This is a genomic window from Mesorhizobium abyssinicae (genome assembly GCF_049887195.1).
Classification (GTDB): domain Bacteria; phylum Pseudomonadota; class Alphaproteobacteria; order Rhizobiales; family Rhizobiaceae; genus Mesorhizobium; species Mesorhizobium abyssinicae.
In genome coordinates this window covers 1-16,753 of sequence record NZ_JARAKC010000034.1, presented here as the reverse complement: position 1 = coordinate 16,753, position 16,753 = coordinate 1, and the positions used below count along the sequence as shown (strand labels likewise).

Genomic DNA, 16,753 nt, shown 5'->3' with positions numbered 1-16,753 from the left:
TCATTTGTTTGGATAAAACTCATCCACACCATGGATCGTAGGGCGACTGCATAACGATTGAACGGCGACTTTTTCTCTCACCCATTGCAGAAGCGATTGGAAGGGCAGTTCGGAGGCTGTTGCACATCCAATCGTCTATTGTTGCATGCATTCGACCTCCCCCACCCGCCGAACCGCGGATTGGGATCGTCTTTCTGATTTCAAGACGATCATATGGTCGTGGTGCGCCTTTGTGGGCAAGCTCCTCACATCAGCCTGGTGATGGGTCTGGTAGCGCAGTTATACGGCTCTCCAGTTTCATCTCGCAGAGGGCATCGTCGAGACCGGAACGAGCATAACGCGGAAGCAGAGTCGATGAATGTTTTCCGGTGATGAGATATGGTGGAATTCTGTCGTTATACTCTGTCGTTGACCGCTCAACGAGAGCGAATCTCGCCTCAAATGTTTTCCGGCAGATAAATCTCAAACGGCAAAAACGTCTGCCATGGCGTCACCGAGGTGCCGGTCTCGATTACCCTGGCCATTAGCGTTATCAGCTCACGACAAAGCCGGCGCAGTGGCGTGGCGACCGCCATCGCAATGACGTCGTCGGCGAGCGCCGCCCGTGACTCCGGCGTGATCTCGTTGACGATCGTGAGGAGGTCCCTACCTTCGCCCTCCTCACGGAGCGCAGCGATGGCGCCTTCCATGCTTGCGCCGGCGACATAGAAGCCGACAAGTTCGGGTTCGCGTTGCATGAGATCGAGCGTAGCCTCGTACGTGATCTGCCGCGTATCGAGATTCACACGCGTATCGAGCACCTCGAATGTCGGCGCTTTCTCACGGAAATAGGAGCGAAAGCCAATTTCTCGGAGTTCGGGTCCTTGGAAACGGTGGCTGACGACCAGGACCGCCACCTTACCCGGTCGTTTTGCAACCTTGGAAAACATCCAGGCAGCCGTCCGTCCAACCTTCCGGTTGTTGAGGCCGAGATAGCCTTCGCGTACGCCGGCAGCGAAATCGGAAAGCAACGAAAAAACCGGGATCCCATTCGATTTGAGTTGTTCGACGGCTGCCGTGATGGTTGGATGATCCGGTGCTACCATCGCGATCGCGTGGCAGCGTGCACCCACGTCCTCAAGCAGCGCGGCTAAATCACCAGGTGCATGCGACGGCGCGAATTCGATGAGCGGAATTACTCGGAAGGACTGTGCCGCGACGACAGCAGCTTTGATCTCGCGCGCGAAATCCTGATAGAAATGCTCGCCCGGCTTTCTGAGGATGAAGCCCAATCGGTACTCCGGCAAGTTCCGCTGCGGGCGCTGGTGCATCAGACCCGCCGCGTTATAGCCGATGGTGCGGGCCGCCTCGCAGACCCGCCGCGCTGTCTCTTGCCTCACCGGACAACGAGCGTTCAAAACCCGATCGACCGTCGCAATGCTGACGTTGGCTTCGCGGGCAAGATCAGCAATTGTGGGACGCTTAGCCATGGTTCGACCATAGCAGGAGGTCACGAGGAACATACAAGAGGTTCACAGAAATTTAACATGTCGTATCCTTTTCGCGAGTCCGCACCACGAGTGCTCGTTGCCATTTTAGCCCGCTCGCGATCTACCCAAGGCAGGTTGAGCTGATGATTGTCGATTTGCCACGCCGCCTTGTTGCGGAAGCACTGGGCACCGCGGTTCTTGTCGCGACCGTGATCGGCTCGGGGATCATGGGGGCCAAGCTGACGAATGATGTTGCGCTGGCGTTGCTCGGCAATACACTGCCGACGGGCGCCATCCTCGTGGTGCTGATCACTATCCTCGGTCCAATCTCTGGCGCTCATTTCAACCCGGCTGTGACGCTGGTTTTCGGATTGCGGCGCGAAATCACCGTCAATGCTGCCGTGCTCTACATCCTGGCGCAGATTGTCGGCGGGGTCGTTGGCACGCTGGTCGCGCACGGGATGTTCGAGCTGCCGCTCGTCCAGATTTCGGCACACGCGCGGACAGGGTCAGGTCAATGGCTCGCTGAAGCAGTAGCCGCATTCGGCCTTGTCTTCACCATCCTGGCCGGGCTGCGCTTCCGCCCCGATGCCATTCCGTGGCTGGTCGGGCTCTACATTACGGCCGCCTACTGGTTCACTGCCTCGACGTCCTTCGCCAACCCTGCCGTGGCGATTGCGCGCGCCTTTTCCGACACCTTTGCTGGAATCCGGCCGGTTGACCTGCCGGCCTTCATCGTTGCCGAGATGCTCGGCGCCTTTGTCGCCTTGCTCCTTGCCGGATGGTTGCTTGCGGAACCGAAATCCGCCTCTGTGGCCAACCCGAAATTGAAAGCCGCCGAATGACCATTACGATCTATCACAATCCCGATTGCGGCACGTCGCGCAACACGCTGGCGATGATCAGGCAGTCCGGCGAGGAACCTTAAGTTATCGAATATCTCACGAACCCACCGTCGAGGGAGAAACTGGTTGAGCTGATCGGCCAGATGGGCATGACGCTGGTGACGATCACCACGAGCTTGTGAAAAGTTCGCACCGCATGACCATCATCTTCAGCTCTTTCCTTACCTTCGCAGCGGCTGCGTTCGCAGAGATCGCCGGCTGCTTCGCGTTTTGGGCTTGGCTCAAGCTCGGGAAATCAGCCATCTGGTTGGCTCCGGGGGTCGCATCGCTGGTACTGTTCGCATACCTGCTGACGCTCATTCCAAGCGACTACGCCGGGCGCGCCTATGCAGCCTCCGGAGGCATCTACATCGCGGCGTCGCTGCTTTGGCTGTGGCTGGCCGAGGGGCATACACCCGATAGGTGGGATCTCGTGGGTGGCGCTGTCGCCCTACTGGCGGTATCAGCGGTCCAGATTCATCAGCAAAAGGTTTCGATCAAAGGTCGTTGAGGTGTTCGAGTTGGGGACCTGACCTTGGGCGGGAGGCGGCGCAAGACATCAGCCGGACCGACGTTATTCAAATTCTCAACCGTTTTTCAGTCTCATTGGCTTCACTCAAAATCCAGTCGCGAAATTTCTTAACCTTCGCAATGTGCGCTTTTCCGGCCGGCGCGATTGCATAATACCCCTCTGGCGTAGGCACAGAGTTGCCGATCGCGATCACTATTTTCCCCGACGCCAAGGCGTCACTTGCGGAGACATTGCGTACCACGGCCAAACCCTGACCCGCGCTGGCAGCCTCGATCAGCAGTGTGTCATCCGGATAGCTTGGCCCCTTCAGGGTACCTTTGGGTAGTCTCATACCTGAAGCGGTGAACCAGATTGACCAGTCTGTACGCGTCCGGTCGTGCAGGAGTGGATAGTGAAGGCAATCAGCCGGCGCGGTCAGAGGCCCGTTTACCAGAAGATCCGGGCTTGCGACGACGATGAGCCGCGGCGAGAAAAGGCGTACCGCGTCCAGTCCCTGCCACTTGCCGGCTCCATAGCGAATACCTACGTCGAGAGCGTCGGCCTTAAGGTCAACCGGCCGTTCGGTGGTCTCGATACGTACCTCTATTGTCGGATGCAGTTTTGAGAAACGTCCGATCCTTGACGTGAGCCAGCAGGCGGCGAAGGTCGGCGTAGTCGTCACGGCCAAGGTTTCCGGCCCGGGTCGCCTGTCCGCAAACGACGAAACGGCATCGTCGATCTGCCGAAAGGCTGGAGCCAGATCGCCATACAGAAGCAGCCCCTCTCGTGTCAGCTTTATTTCGCGGTTCTTCCGGTCAAACAAGCGAACGCCGAGCTGAAGCTCCAACAGCTTGATCTGCTGGCTTACCGCCCCCGGCGTCACGCCCAGCTCTTTTGCCGCGTCTTTCACACTGCCGTTTCGGCCGACCTCAACAAAGGCACGCAGGGCGGGAGGGGAAACCGGCATCGGCATAGTTTCAATTTAGCTAGCCTAAATCGACACGCAACAGAAATCAGTTGCCGCGATTCTCTCGGCGACCTACCCAGTTTGCGGGTTTGATGGGTCCGGCGCAGGGTTTATCCCCATGCATGCGCAGCAGGGCAGGGCATTTATCGAAAAGGGTTCAGCTATGTTGGAATCGGCGAGCCGGGAACGGCGTCACGGGCTGCTCAAGACGATTGTCCTGACCGTGATATTCGCTGGCTTCATAGGGATCACCTACGGCTTCTCGATGGATCTGTTTTCGATCCTGATACCGGACATGATGAAGGGCATCGGCTTCAATTATGTCGAGACCGGTGCGGTGGCAGGGATTGCCCGCTTCGGATTTCTGCTGGCAAGCCTGCTTGCCGGACTCCTTGCTCCCACTATCGGCTATGGCCGCACGATTGTCGGCTCAGCCGTCGTCTCGCTCTGCGCTCAGATTGGGATGGGCGTCTCTCACTCCATCGGAACGTTATACGTCCTGGCGTTTGTGCTCGGTGTGTGTTCGTCCGCAGTCTATGTCCCGATGGTGGCCGTAGTGACGGAATCCATACCGTTCCAGCACCGGGCCAAGGTCTTCGGAATTGTTTCCAGCGGGCAGAGCTATGCTGATTTCGCGAGCGGCCTGTTCGTAGCCTCGCTGCTTCCCCTAATTGGATGGCGCAGCATCTGGTTTTGCACAGCGGGGTTCGGGGTCGCCATCACCGTGTTCTCGATCCTCTACCTGTTTCGCCATGGCTTTATGAATCTGCCAGTAGAGGTGCGGGCCAATGTTCCGGCTTCCGACCGTTCCAGCCTCAAGAAGCGCGTGCGCGCCATCAGCAACCCGCAATCCATGATGATCTGGCTAATCATGCTCGCTAGCGGACTCGCTACCTATCCGTTCCAAACGTACATATCGCCATTCGTCCGCGACGAGCTTGGTTTCTCGGTCGACCTCGCCGGTGGCATGTGGTCGGCAATCGGGTTTGTCGGGATGTGGGGCGGCTTCGCAATGGGCTTCATCGCCGACCGCGCCGGCATCCGGACAGCGATCACGATCTGCTTTTTCGCTATGTTCGCCGCCTCGCTGCTAGTGTTCTTCCACGCCAATGCGACCAGCCTGCTGGCGGCAGCCGCCCTATATGGGCTCGCCTATTTCTCGATGTATGGGCTTTTCCCTGCCTACATCAGCAAGTCGTTCGATCCAGCCACGTCGACGACTGTCTTTGGCGTCGCGAATGTCCTTCTCGGCCTCTCGACGACTCTGGGGGGATTTTTCGGTGGCTTCGGAAGATCCGTTTTCAGGACATTCCATCCCGTTTATCTGTCGGTATCCGTTGTGAGTCTCAGTCTCGTATGGCTGGCCTTCTTCTTAAAGCGCGAAGGGGACAACTCAACTGCAACTCTAGTGACCGCTGCCTAGCCACCCCTCCTGTCGGCAGGACGGGCGTTGCAGGGCTGCTACTCCCAACCGGATGCATTCCGAGGACATTAAATCGAGCGGACGACTGGCTCCTCTACGCCCTCTGACGCTTCTCGCTCGCGCGGGCCGTGCAGCAATTGGCATCCCCTCGGAAAGATCTACTCCGAAGAGCTGCTGTGGGCCGTTCCCCTTTTACCGTTCGCTATCACACGGCAGGCGGGGACAACAATGTCAAGAGCGCTCGGCGACAAGTTAATTTATAGGCATTTGCCAGTTGCCTCGGCAGTTCTTCAGCGGCTTCAGGGGGAGACGCGCCTCTGGCCAGTTGCCGAGGCGCAGGGTCTGTTCCCTGAGCACCTTAAGCGGCCGCTCATCTCAGCCGCGGACCTCTGACGACAACAACCGCAGCTTTCAACCGGCGAGAAGCAGCTGGCGGAGGCAGTTGCTCTCAGGGCGGCATGTCGTATCCGAGCTGCCAGAGCATTCAGAGAAGGACGACCGTCGGCAAGACAGGGTAACCGACGCTACCCTGCCAATTTGTAGAGAGAACAACACGTGCTGTCCGGTTGCCTCCACCTCTCTCCATCATTCAAGTCATTGAATAACAGCGGGAACACGTTTCTGACGCATCCCAGCCGAGTTGGCATGACACTTGATACATCCTCCCAAAAGGATGGCTGGGCTGCCAAGCGGATTCATGCGGGGGTTGATATTGCGATCGATGGAACGAAGGGAGGAAAGCTGCATGTCGGATCTACGTCGGGTGCGCATACCCCCCGAAAAACCGCGTCACCCGCGAAATCCGAACGGCAATGGTGGCGAAGGTGTGCTTGCGCTTCGAGATATCATTTGCATCCGTGACAGCCCGTCGTTCCTCATGGAGGCCCATGACGCGCGCTCCGCGGCGATTGCGCAACGGGCCGGTTTCAAGGCGCTCTGGGCATCCGGCCTTTCGATCTCCTCCAGCCTCGGGTACCGCGATGCGAACGAGGCGTCTTGGAGCGAAGTGGCCGACGTCGTGGAACGCATGTCTCGTGCCGCCAACATTCCTATTCTCGTCGACGGCGATAGCGGCTTCGGCGATTTCAACAACGCTCGCCTTGTGGCTACCCATCTGCACAGACGCGGGGCGGGTGGCGTATGCATCGAGGACAAGACCTTCCCTAAGATGAACTCTTTCATCGGTGATCGCCACCAGCTAGCGGAAATCGAAGAGTTCTGCGGCCGTTTGAAGGCCGTGAAAGATAGCGTCCCTGACCACCGTTTCGTGCTGGTGGCTCGGATAAAGGCTCTCATCGCCGGTCACGGCCAGGACGAGGCACTTTCGCGGGCGCATGCCTATGCCGAGGCGGGTGCCGACGCGATCCTGATCCATTCGCGTAAGCCCGATCCTACAGAAATCTTGGCGTTTGCCCAATCCTGGCACAATCGGCTTCCTGTGGTGATCGTGCCGACGAAATACTACCGCACGCCGGTCGCCGAATATCGCGCCGCACGCATTTCGACGGTGATCTGGGCGAACCACAACATGCGCGCCGCGCTCGCCGCGATGCGTGACGTCTGCAATCGCATCATTCGCGAGGAAGGCCTAGCGGGCGCCGAGCGGGATGTCGCTTCGCTGGAAGAGCTCTTCGCATTGATGGGTTATGACGAGCTCGCGTCTGCCGAGACGCACTATCTTTGGCCGAAGACCGGAACCGGCGCCGCTCAGGCGAGCCGACGGGATCGGTCGACTTGAAAGCGCAATCGCAGATTTGGGAGACGCACGTGCCGACTGAAGACATACATTTGTTTGAAATCCTGCGGAATCGCGGCGGGGCGACGCGTCGCGTCTGGCCTCGACCTCGGCCAGGAGATCGTCAACCTGAGAGTCCTGGAAAGCAGTCTGGCCGCTCTACCCCGGTCCGACTGCACTGCCCAGGCGCGGCATTCAAATCGCCCGAGGACGGCTCGGCAGGCGTGCTGATAGCCGCGGCTCCCGGGAACCGGGAGTCCCCCCAGAGCGGCCCAGAGGGGAGCAATAAATGGCAGGTAAGTCTCCCAGGCAAGCCGTTATCCTCGCCGCCGGCTTCGGATCGCGTCTGCGACCGTTGACTGACTTGAGGCCAAAGCCCCTCGTTGAAGTCAATGGCACTCCGATACTCCACAATGCGCTTCGAAACCTTGAGGCCGTCGGCGTGGAAGAGGTCACTATAGTCGTCGGCTATCGCAAGGACGCGATCGAATACTCCTGCGGCCGCCGCTTCCGAAGCTTCGAAATCAGTTATGTCGAATCCGACGTTTTCGACAGAACCGGTAGCGCCTATTCCCTTTGGCTGGCGCGTCACGCCCTTTTGGCGGGCAATACCTACCGCTTTCGACCGAGCCCCATGGTCTTGGCTAAAGCAGAGCGCGTCGCGGCATAATTCGGGGCGACCATCGGGTAGTCTGCCGGCAAGCCCCACTTTTTGCGGTATTCGTCTGGAGTGAGGCCGTAATGGACCCCAAGATGCCGCTTCAATGATTTGAACTTTTTCCCGTCCTCGAGGCAAACAATGTAGTCGGGGAACACCGACCTCTTCGGATTGACCGCTGGAGCCTGGGCCGGCTTCTCGAGTTCGGTTGGTTGGCCGATTTTCGAGAGTGACGAATTCACGCTGGAAATCAGTTCCGGCAGAGACGCGACGGGTACCGGGTTCTTACTGACGTAGGCGGAAACGATATCTGCGGTTAGCTCGATCAGATTGATAGTCTCGTCGGACAAAACAAATTCTCCTGCTGAAGTGCTTCCGGCCTTCCTAACTTCCCGAAGCGGTGCGATCAACACGAGCGCCCCTTCTTTCGCACGCATATGACCCTCGCCATCCGGTGAGCGACATCATTTATCGTGCAAAGAAGGAACCAAATCTTGGATATCACCGCTCGTATCAAGCAGGCCATTGCCGCGCATGCGCGGCCGCTGCCCGAGTACGCTTCCCGCAGCGCCTTCGACCTTCGCTTCCGTGACGGGAACACTGCCGACGGCTGGCATCTCGATGACCAGAGCCTGACGCGCGCAGGATACTGCCGCACGTACGCTTGCAGGGCGACGGCGGTCGTGCTCATGCCCGGATCCCCGTCGATCCCTACCCTCTGGCGACCCACCGTATTCTTCCTGCCGGACGACGCGACCCTAAAGCCGGAGATGGCGTAGGTCGGCGATCCGCTACGGCGCGGCTGCAAGCCCGTCCCAGTCGCGCAAGGCGACGACGTGTCGAAGGCGAAGATCGAGCGCGAGGTTTTCGGGCAAATCGAGCCCGCGTTGGATGCCCTGGCGCGCTTCTACCGGCGGACCGGCCAGCGCTGGGCAGTGCTTTATCTCCGCGAGCGCGACCACTGCAAGAAGGCGGCGAGGCCTTCGACTGGTCCGAGCTGCCTGTCGACCCGGGCACGCTCTTCGAGCAATCCAAGGCCGCTTTTCGGGGCGGCTCCTCCCCAAAAAAATATGGAGACCAACGCGGCGTTCGACGATGAAGCGGTTGCCAGCGTGTGCCCAATCTCGGGCAGGAGGCGTCCGGGGCGCCATATGTGCGGTGGGCCGACGAAGGGCTGATAACGGCCACGCCTGGCGACGTGGTCGACTTCCGCAGCGTCGAGGACCGCATCAGGGTATTGTACGAAGGTACAGTCCCTTCGATGATGAGGGGGACGAAGGGCCATCCCTTCGCGCCCACCTTTCGACCGACTCTCTCCAAATTCATGGAGGGAATCCGACAAAGAATAGGGGGCTGTCGATGGCCGAGAGGGCGAAAGTCCGCAACCGATTGCAATTGACCTCGTATTGCATCTGGCATGACTGTTGCGTGAGCCTTACCGAATTCATCGGAACGGAGGCTCATTCCTTTTCGCAAAGGTAAATTAAGTTCCGAAGCACACTCGACAGCCACACAGGATAATGGACAGGACAAATATTTATGAGCCGAACGATCGCAGCTGCAGCTTTTCTGATAACAATCTGCACTTTGTCTTCTGCAGTAAACGTCAGAAAAATTAAAGCTAAATCGCGCGTTTTGACTGGGGTTCGCGGGAATGGTTGCGAGCCTCCTACCTGAGGACCCATAATCTTTCAGAGTCTAACCTCGCTCTACCAATACATGCACTTGCCGTATTTTGTCGATGCTGCAGGTGTTTCAAAGTCGTCTGCACCCGATTTGCGCCAGTGTCGACACTGACTGCACAGAGCGGCAGATTAATGCCCACCACGGAGGCCGCTTCGGTTCCCTTTTCACTTGGTTCTGGAATGCCGATGTTGTTCCGCAAACTATCCGTCCTTTGTGGCATCCTCGCAGTTACGGTCGTTCCTGGGTGCTCGGATAGGCGCAAGCCACCGTCGGCGACAGAGGCGTCCGCACCGCTGGTGTCGGTCATGAAGCTGGAAAAGCGGACTGTGACGGTCTGGGACGAACTGCCGGCACGCGTCTCAGCCTTCCGCACGGCCGAGATCCGGCCACAGGTGAATGGCCTCATCGTAGCCCGCCTGTTTGAGGAAGGTAGCGACGTCGCCCGTGGCCAACCGCTATTCCAGATCGACATCGCTTCCTTCGCGGCCGATGTCGCAAGCGCCGAAGCCGGCCTACAGAAGGCCCGAGCCGCCCTCCAGCAGACCGAGGCGGACCTGGAACGCGCCCAAGTGCTTCGGCGAAGTGAGAGTATCACTGACCAGAAACTGGATCAGACCGTTTCCCAGCACGCCCAGGCCGAGGCCGACCTCGTCCAGGCGGATGCGGCGTTGAAAAAGGCGCGGCTGTCGCTTGGTCTTGCCACCATCAAGGCACCGATCGACGGGCAGATCGGTGCAGCCACGGCGGAACAGGGTACGCTCGCGGAAGCCACCAACTCCATGAGCCTCGCCACCATCCAGCAAATCGGCAAGGTCCATTTGGATATTCGCCAGCCCGCCTCGCGATTGGAGCACCTACGTGCCATGGTGCGCACGGGCGGCTTGCAACAGGCGGGGTCAATCCCGATCGAAATTCTGATCGGCGAAAGCGATGACGATGTCATCGCCGCCAAGGCTCTGTTTTCCGATATCAGCGTCGATGAGGGCACTGGCAACGTGCGCTTGCGAGCAGTGGCCGACAACCCCGATCGCCGCCTATTGCCGGGCATGTTTGTTCGGGCCCGGGTTCCACGCGGCACCTATCCCGATGCCGTCAGCGTGCCGCAACAGACCGTGGTGCGCAACGTGCTCGGCGTGCCCAGCGTCTATGTCGTTGATGGTGCTGGCAACGCTGTCGCCAAACCCATTCAGCTGGGGGAACTAGTGGGCGGCAACTACATCGTCCGCAAGGGACTTAAGGCCGGAGAACGCATTGTCGTTGAGGGCCAGGACAAACTGGTCGCTTCAGGCCCTGTGCGCACCGTGGAATTCAGAATAGCCGAAACCGTCGCCACGGAACAAAGATACTAGGCGGTTTGAGCGGAAATGCCTCAGTTTTTCACAGATCGCCCCGTTTTCGCGTGGGTCGTGGCCGCCTTTATCGCGCTATTCGGCATCATCGCCATTCCGCAGCTGCCCGTCGCGCGCTTTCCCACCATTGCGCCACCGACCATCAGCGTGTTCGCCAGCTATCCCGGCGCTTCAGCCGAAACGGTTAATGAGGAGGTGGTCGTCCCGATTGAAAGCGAGCTGACGGGCGTCAAGAACCTTCTCTATTTCAGCTCGACCGCCGACAGCACTGGTGGCGCCAGCATTACGCTAACTTTTGCCTCCGGCACCAACCCGGAGCTTGCCATGGTGGACGTGCAAAATCGTCTGAAGGGTGTCGAACCGCGCCTGCCGGCACTCGTCCGCCAAGCCGGTCTGTCGATCGAATCGGCGTCGGCTGGCTTCCTCGCCATCGTGACGCTGAGCGCCCAGGGGAACCGATTTTCGGCGCTCGACCTCGAGGATTATTTCACCAAATACATCGTGCCCGAGCTCAAGCGCATCAAAGGTGTGGGCCGCTTGCAGTCTTTCGGCACTGAAAAGGCAATGCGAATCTGGGTCGATCCGCTCAAGCTCGAAATGCTAAATCTGAGCGTTGCCGACGTGGCCGCCGCTATACAGACCCAAAACCTGCAGGTCGCCCCGGGCCAACTGGGCGCAGCCCCCACCGTGCCCGGCCAGATGGTGACCGTGCCACTTTCCGTGGGCAGTGACCTTTCGACGCCTGAGCAGTTCAGCAAGTTGGTGATCAAGGGCGAGCGCAGTGGCGCCACGGTGCTGCTGAGCGATGTTGCGCGGGTTGAAATCGGCGCACAGACAAGCTCGTTCTCAATGCTCCAGAACGGCAACCAAGTGACGGGCGCAGCGATCCTGCTTTCGCCAGGGGCGAACGCCGTGGCCACTGCTGAAGCGATCAAGGCGCGGCTTGCAGAGCTGAAGGCGTCCATGCCAGAGGGCATATCCTACGCACTGCCATTCGACACCTCGCCTTTCATCAAGGTGTCCATTGACAAGGTCATCGCGACGCTCGTCGAGGCCATGGTACTGGTTTTCGCGGTGACGTACGTATTCCTCCAGAGCATCCGCTACACCGTCATTCCTGCTGTCGTAGCGCCAGTCGCCCTCCTCGGAACTTTCGCAGTGATGTTCTTGGTCGGCTATTCGATCAACGTCCTCACAATGTTTGGCATGGTACTTGCCATTGGCATTATCGTCGACGACGCGATTGTCGTGGTGGAAAATGTTGAGCGCATCATGGCGACCGAAGGATTGTCGCCTAAGGAGGCGACACGCAAGGCCATGAATGAGATCACCGGCGCGGTGATCGGCATCTCGGCGGTGCTCGTGGCGGTCTTCATTCCTATGGGACTCGCCAGTGGGTCGGTTGGCGCCGTCTACCGGCAGTTTACGCTCTCCATGACCGTTTCGATCTTATTTTCGGCCCTCCTTGCCCTCACGCTGTCTCCGGCGCTGTGCGCCAGCCTTCTGAAGCCTGTCCAGTATGGTCAGAAAAAATGGCCCCCCCTCGCGCTATTCGATAAGGCTGTAGACAAGCTCACGCACGGCTATGGCAAGACCGTTGGGGCGCTGCTCCGGCGTGGGGGCCGCGTGATGGCTGTCTACGTGATCCTTGTGGCTGCACTGATCTATTGGTTCCCGCTGGTGCCAACGGCTTTCATGCCGAACGAGGATCAGGGCCATTACATCGTGTCGTTCACCCTGCCGGCCGACGCCACCCAAGAACGTACGGCCAAGGTGACTGACCTGTTTAGCACCATAGTGTCCCAGCGAGAGGCCACAAAGGATAGTCTCCTAATCAATGGCTACAGTTTCATGGGAGCGGGCTCCAATGCCGCAATGGCCTATGTGACGCTCAAGGACTGGAAGGAACGGGCAAATCTTCCAGCCAGCAAGGAAGTCGCCGCGATGACCAAAGCCATGGCGAATACGCCGGAAGGTTCGATTGTGGTCTGGCTCCCTCCCGCTGTCGAAGAACTTGGCGGTGGCGGGGGCTTCAGCTTCATGCTGCAGGATCGTAGTGGCAAGGGCCTCGATGCCTTGCTGGCGGCGCAGAAACAGCTTCTGAATTCAGCCGCGAAGAGCCCTAAGCTCGCCAGTCTATTTAACTACAGTCTGCCGAGCGGCCCCAATGTCGAACTCCAGTTTGATCGCAACAAGGCGCAGGCGCTTGGCGTTTCGCTCCAGGCGGTCAGCGAGACACTGAGCACCGCCATCAGCTCAAGCTATGTCGGCGACTTCTCCGATGCAGGCAAGCTGCATCCGGTGACCATACAAGCCGATGCGCGCCACCGAATGCAGGTGGCCGACGTGCTCAGACTCTTCGTACGTAGCGACAACGGCGGGATGGTCGCATTAGGCGAGGTGGCAACAGCCAAATGGAACAGTTCGCCGCGCCAGATCTCGCGCTATAACGGCTATCTCGCGGTTAGCTTGGGTGGTCAAGGTGCGAAAGGCGTGACCAACGGCGATGCCATGGCCGAGGTTGATAGGCTGGTCCAGCAATTGCCGGAAGGTTTCGGCGTCGAATGGACCGGCGAATCCTTGCAGCAACGCCAGGCAGGCGCACAGACGCAGATGCTGCTGACCATTTCCACGCTGATCGTCTTCCTGGTGCTCGCGGCGCTATATGAAAGCTGGACCCTGCCGATCTCGGTCATGCTGATCGTACCACTCGGCATTATTGGCTCAGTAGCGGCAGTGTCACTCGGCGGGCAGTCTAATGACGTCTTCTTCCAGGTAGGCTTGATTACCGTCATCGGCCTCTCGGCCAAGAACGCCATCCTGATCGTCGAGTTCGCCAAGGCCAAACTGCACGAAGGCTGGGCGTTGCCCGACGCCATTGTCGAGGCGGCACGGCTGCGCATCCGGCCGATCGTCATGACCTCGCTGGCCTTCGCGCTGGGGGTCCTGCCGCTTGTCTATGCGCGCGGAGCGAGTGCTGAAACACAGAAGGCGCTCGGCACCGGTGTCCTCGGCGGAATCATCGCAGCGACCGTCTTTGCGTTGCTTTTCGTGCCCGTGTTCTACCATTTGGTCATGTTAATCTTCGGCAAGGAGCAGGTTACGCCGAATTTCGACACAGCATCGGCACAATCCGCGATGGAGCCAACCATTCAGGAGCTGAATGAATGAGGTCTAAGAGCACGTAGCCACCCCAAGATGGACCGCTCGAGGGTGACGAGTTCATCCGCACGTATTGCAACGCGCTGCTACATTGCCGGTCTCCAATCCTCCAGCACGGCTGCTGGCTTTGCCGGAAGGTTCCGGCGTGGATGTTCGACCGATCGGCTAGCATGAGCTGGCGCATCACGGCTGCCGCGCAGGTCGATCTTGCCGTGCTGTCGCTTGTTGCCCTCCATCTTCCCCGCGTGACGAACACGGCCACGCTTCACGAGACTGCTCAGCGACGCTGACGCGTGGGTCGTGAACTTGTCATGGGCCGCGGGATCCAGATCGACGTGATGGCGATCTGCGATGAGGTTGATGCATTCCGCTGCCAGGAAATCAGGTCTGGTGGCTTTTGCTACCGAATGCCGCACATTTCCGCATCGTAGTCCGCGCGCATGACGGAGCGAAAGCTGAGATAGCCTGAATAGCGGTTGGCCGAGAGCCATGCTTTGAAGGCCGAGAAGGACGGGTGTTCCCGTTCTTTCTCGGAAAGCGTGTTCGCCCATTGCGTAGCCAAGTAGTGAATTGCCCGGAATTAGGTAGCAAGTGCCACCAACTATCAACCTCAACATTACTGGCTTCGTCTTCCATCCGCGATGCTCACGACGGGATCAACATGGCCTGCAGGCCGTGTTGATGAATGCGTAAGGCTGCGTCGGAATCTCTTCACATTCGTGGAGGTAGGTAGCCCCTTGAATTCGGCTTTGAAAAGAACATATATGTTCATAAAGAATCTGGTATGAGAAAACTTACGTTTATGTCAAAGAGTTCCGCATCGCTTGAAATCCTCACCGAAGCAACGGTGGTCGCACTGGAAGCACTTGGCTCTCACCTGCGCATCGCCCGCGAGCGTAGAGGAGACAGCCTTAAGACCATGGCCGCCAGGATGGGGACTTCGATCCCTACGCTGCGCAGGATGGAGGCGGGCGATGCAAAGGTGTCGATAGGTGTTTATGCCGCGGCGCTTTGGATTTTTGGGAAGTCCGAAAAGCTTGCTGAGATTCTCAAGCCTGGCGAGGACGAGTACGCCACGATGCTCGATGTGAACCGGGCGAGCCGAAAGAGAGGATAGCGTGAACGACTTCCGAGGAAACTCTCTTGCGGTCTGGTATCTCGAGAATCCGCTCGAGCCGCGCCTCGTCGGCCGGGTGAAGCTCGAGGCGGGCAATCGGCGATGCCTTCTTGAGCTGAATGACGAGTGGAGGCGTTCCGGATTCCCTCTCTCTCCGGATCTCACCCATGACAAGAGGGTGCATGCTCCCTTGAAGGACATGATGGCTCCTGGCGCAATCGAAGACGCTATGCCGGATCGCTGGGGGGAACGTATGATCAGGGTCGTCTCTCGCCCCTCGCGCATGAGCCCACTCGACAAGCTCTGGTATGCGGGCGACCGCCGTTTCGGTGCGCTTGGGATGTCTTCCAGCTTCGATGAATATCGTCCCGTCGACGAACTGCCACTCATGAGTGTGGATTCCCTTCAGGAAGCGGAGGCGCTGATTGCACGCGTCCTCGAGCGTGAACCTCTCAGCGAACGAGAAAGACAGCTCATCGCCAGCGCCGGCAGCATGGGCGGCACCCACCCCAAGATGCTGATCGAAGCTGATGGACAAGAGTGGATCGCCAAGTTTCCGCGCGGCAGCAACGTGGATCATCTCCTTGTCGAGCATGCCTGCATGGAACTGGGGCGCAGAGCTGGATTACACGTCGCATCGTCACGGGTCATCCCCGGCGGTATCGATCATATTCTGATGGTCCGTCGTTTTGACCGTGTTGGAGGTCTGCGCGTCCACGCTGTTTCAGCACGCACGATGCTGGCCTCGGAGGCCGACGACAGCTATGCCACCATCGCGGCGATCATCCGACGCCATGGAGTCGCCGACTGCATCCAGTCGATGCAACGGGAACTATTCCGCAGGATGGCGTTCAACATCATGATAGACAACACTGACGATCACACGAAGAACCACGCCTTTCTCCATACCGAGGACGGATGGCTGCTGTCGCCGGCTTTCGACATTCCGACTCAAATGAACGGTCTCGGACAACAGGCGATCCAGATCTCTCCGAACTCCAGGTTTCTGAACGACTTCAGTATCACACACGCCATGGCGGCGGCGCCTCACTTCGGCATGTCAAAAGAGGATGCTCAGCACGAATGGAACCGGGTGGCCGGATGGATCGGAAGATGGCAGGACATTTTTTCAGAATGCGGCGTCGCAGGGGTCGACATCGACTACCTTGGCGACATTTTGGATTCACCGACGATGCTCGAGCATCGCCGAGAGGCCATAGATCCGTCTAATATCGGTTTACCTGATGCGCCGAACGACAGATGTCGCACCTGGCACGTTTCGCAGGGTTGAACTTGGTGGCAGTTGCTCTTCAACTCCTGCGCGACCGAGGTTGTCCCCGGTTTTCGCCAATGCAGCCCTATTACTACGGAACGGACAACATCGGCTCCGTTCGCCGCGCCTTTGCTAGCGTCAGTACCGCACCCGCCTACGACTATGATCCTTTCGGACAATCGCTCCAGGGAACACCGGCGTCGGAAATCCATCGGGGCCGAAGTGACCATGGAAATGCCGATGTAGCTCCCGGCTTTGAAGTGGCCGACGAACTGGACGGCGTTCCCAATATAGCGGAGCAGCCGTCCTGGCGCAGTGATCACGGCCGGCGCATCAACTAACGGCTGACCGCCATACACGCATCGGGCGACTTCGGGTAAGGTGCCTTCGTGCACCGCTCTGATGTCCTTTTGCAAGGTGCGATCTGCGCAATAATCCACCCGACACCGATTTCCTCGGTCGGTTCTCAGTGACGGAGCGCCTATCGGTGGAGACGTGGCCTGGGACGCGGGTGAACAA

The 16,753-nt window shown here is 59.0% G+C and carries 14 protein-coding genes and 2 pseudogenes; 12 read left to right on the top strand and 4 right to left on the bottom strand.

Features of this window, described 5'->3' with window-relative positions:
• Positions 1-437 precede the first annotated feature (437 nt).
• Complete coding sequence (locus tag PU724_RS31740; protein ID WP_354425610.1) at positions 438-1,469, bottom strand: LacI family DNA-binding transcriptional regulator; 1,032 nt, start codon at positions 1,467-1,469, stop codon at positions 438-440.
• 143 nt (positions 1,470-1,612) lie between these two features.
• On the opposite strand from PU724_RS31740, the gene PU724_RS31735 reads away from it, so the two are divergent.
• The 3 genes and pseudogenes from PU724_RS31735 (at position 1,613) to PU724_RS31725 (ending at position 2,864) form a co-directional block, all read left to right on the top strand.
• The gene (locus tag PU724_RS31735; RefSeq protein ID WP_354425586.1) at positions 1,613-2,314 is read left to right on the top strand and encodes an aquaporin; all 702 of its coding nucleotides are present in this window, start codon (positions 1,613-1,615) and stop codon (positions 2,312-2,314) included.
• Positions 2,311-2,469, top strand: a pseudogene (locus tag PU724_RS31730) (thioredoxin domain-containing protein); the annotation flags it as partial. The gene PU724_RS31735 and the pseudogene PU724_RS31730, both read left to right, overlap by 4 nt.
• A gap of 41 nt (positions 2,470-2,510) precedes the next feature.
• Entirely contained in the window at positions 2,511-2,864 is a 354-nt protein-coding gene (locus PU724_RS31725; protein ID WP_354425588.1) for a YnfA family protein, read from the top strand.
• Between the two features lie 67 nt (positions 2,865-2,931).
• Here PU724_RS31725 and PU724_RS31720 read toward each other — a convergent pair whose 3' ends face one another.
• The gene (locus tag PU724_RS31720; RefSeq protein ID WP_354425590.1) at positions 2,932-3,831 is read right to left on the bottom strand and encodes a LysR substrate-binding domain-containing protein; all 900 of its coding nucleotides are present in this window, start codon (positions 3,829-3,831) and stop codon (positions 2,932-2,934) included.
• A gap of 118 nt (positions 3,832-3,949) precedes the next feature.
• On the opposite strand from PU724_RS31720, the gene PU724_RS31715 reads away from it, so the two are divergent.
• The 3 genes and pseudogenes from PU724_RS31715 to PU724_RS31705 form a co-directional block, all read left to right on the top strand.
• Positions 3,950-5,254 carry an MFS transporter gene (locus tag PU724_RS31715; protein WP_354425592.1) on the top strand — a complete coding sequence of 435 codons (1,305 nt, stop codon included), beginning with the start codon at positions 3,950-3,952 and terminating at the stop codon, positions 5,252-5,254.
• Positions 5,255-5,999: 745 nt separating this feature from the next.
• Positions 6,000-6,992: a phosphoenolpyruvate mutase gene (gene aepX, locus PU724_RS31710; protein ID WP_354425594.1), complete on the top strand. Its 993-nt coding sequence runs from the start codon at positions 6,000-6,002 to the stop codon at positions 6,990-6,992.
• A gap of 286 nt (positions 6,993-7,278) precedes the next feature.
• A pseudogene (locus PU724_RS31705) lies at positions 7,279-7,605 on the top strand (NTP transferase domain-containing protein); the annotation flags it as partial.
• Here the strand turns inward: PU724_RS31705 and PU724_RS31700 are convergent.
• A complete protein-coding gene (locus PU724_RS31700) occupies positions 7,602-8,084 on the bottom strand; it encodes a Ros/MucR family transcriptional regulator (RefSeq protein ID WP_354425596.1) in 483 nt (160 codons plus the stop codon). The pseudogene PU724_RS31705 and the gene PU724_RS31700 overlap by 4 nt on opposite strands.
• A 57-nt stretch (positions 8,085-8,141) precedes the next feature.
• Here PU724_RS31700 and PU724_RS31695 point away from each other — a divergent pair, with 57 nt between their 5' ends.
• Complete coding sequence (locus PU724_RS31695) at positions 8,142-8,426, top strand: hypothetical protein (RefSeq protein WP_354425598.1); 285 nt, start codon at positions 8,142-8,144, stop codon at positions 8,424-8,426.
• 12 nt (positions 8,427-8,438) lie between these two features.
• On the opposite strand, the gene PU724_RS31690 is transcribed toward PU724_RS31695, so the two are convergent.
• Positions 8,439-8,609, bottom strand: a complete 171-nt coding sequence (locus PU724_RS31690; RefSeq protein ID WP_426213762.1) for a hypothetical protein — start codon at positions 8,607-8,609, stop codon at positions 8,439-8,441.
• 1,029 nt (positions 8,610-9,638) lie between these two features.
• On the opposite strand from PU724_RS31690, the gene PU724_RS31685 reads away from it, so the two are divergent.
• From PU724_RS31685 to PU724_RS31665, 5 genes are all read left to right on the top strand, one after another.
• Positions 9,639-10,682: an efflux RND transporter periplasmic adaptor subunit gene (locus PU724_RS31685; protein ID WP_483238256.1), complete on the top strand. Its 1,044-nt coding sequence runs from the start codon at positions 9,639-9,641 to the stop codon at positions 10,680-10,682.
• 15 nt (positions 10,683-10,697) lie between these two features.
• Positions 10,698-13,853 carry a multidrug efflux RND transporter permease subunit gene (locus PU724_RS31680; RefSeq protein WP_354425602.1) on the top strand — a complete coding sequence of 1,052 codons (3,156 nt, stop codon included), beginning with the start codon at positions 10,698-10,700 and terminating at the stop codon, positions 13,851-13,853.
• Positions 13,854-14,646: 793 nt separating this feature from the next.
• The gene (locus PU724_RS31675; RefSeq protein ID WP_426213760.1) at positions 14,647-14,961 is read left to right on the top strand and encodes a helix-turn-helix domain-containing protein; all 315 of its coding nucleotides are present in this window, start codon (positions 14,647-14,649) and stop codon (positions 14,959-14,961) included.
• Position 14,962: 1 nt separating this feature from the next.
• The gene (locus tag PU724_RS31670) at positions 14,963-16,252 is read left to right on the top strand and encodes a type II toxin-antitoxin system HipA family toxin (protein WP_354425606.1); all 1,290 of its coding nucleotides are present in this window, start codon (positions 14,963-14,965) and stop codon (positions 16,250-16,252) included.
• A gap of 59 nt (positions 16,253-16,311) precedes the next feature.
• Positions 16,312-16,575 carry a hypothetical protein gene (locus PU724_RS31665; RefSeq protein ID WP_354425608.1) on the top strand — a complete coding sequence of 88 codons (264 nt, stop codon included), beginning with the start codon at positions 16,312-16,314 and terminating at the stop codon, positions 16,573-16,575.
• Positions 16,576-16,753 lie beyond the last annotated feature (178 nt).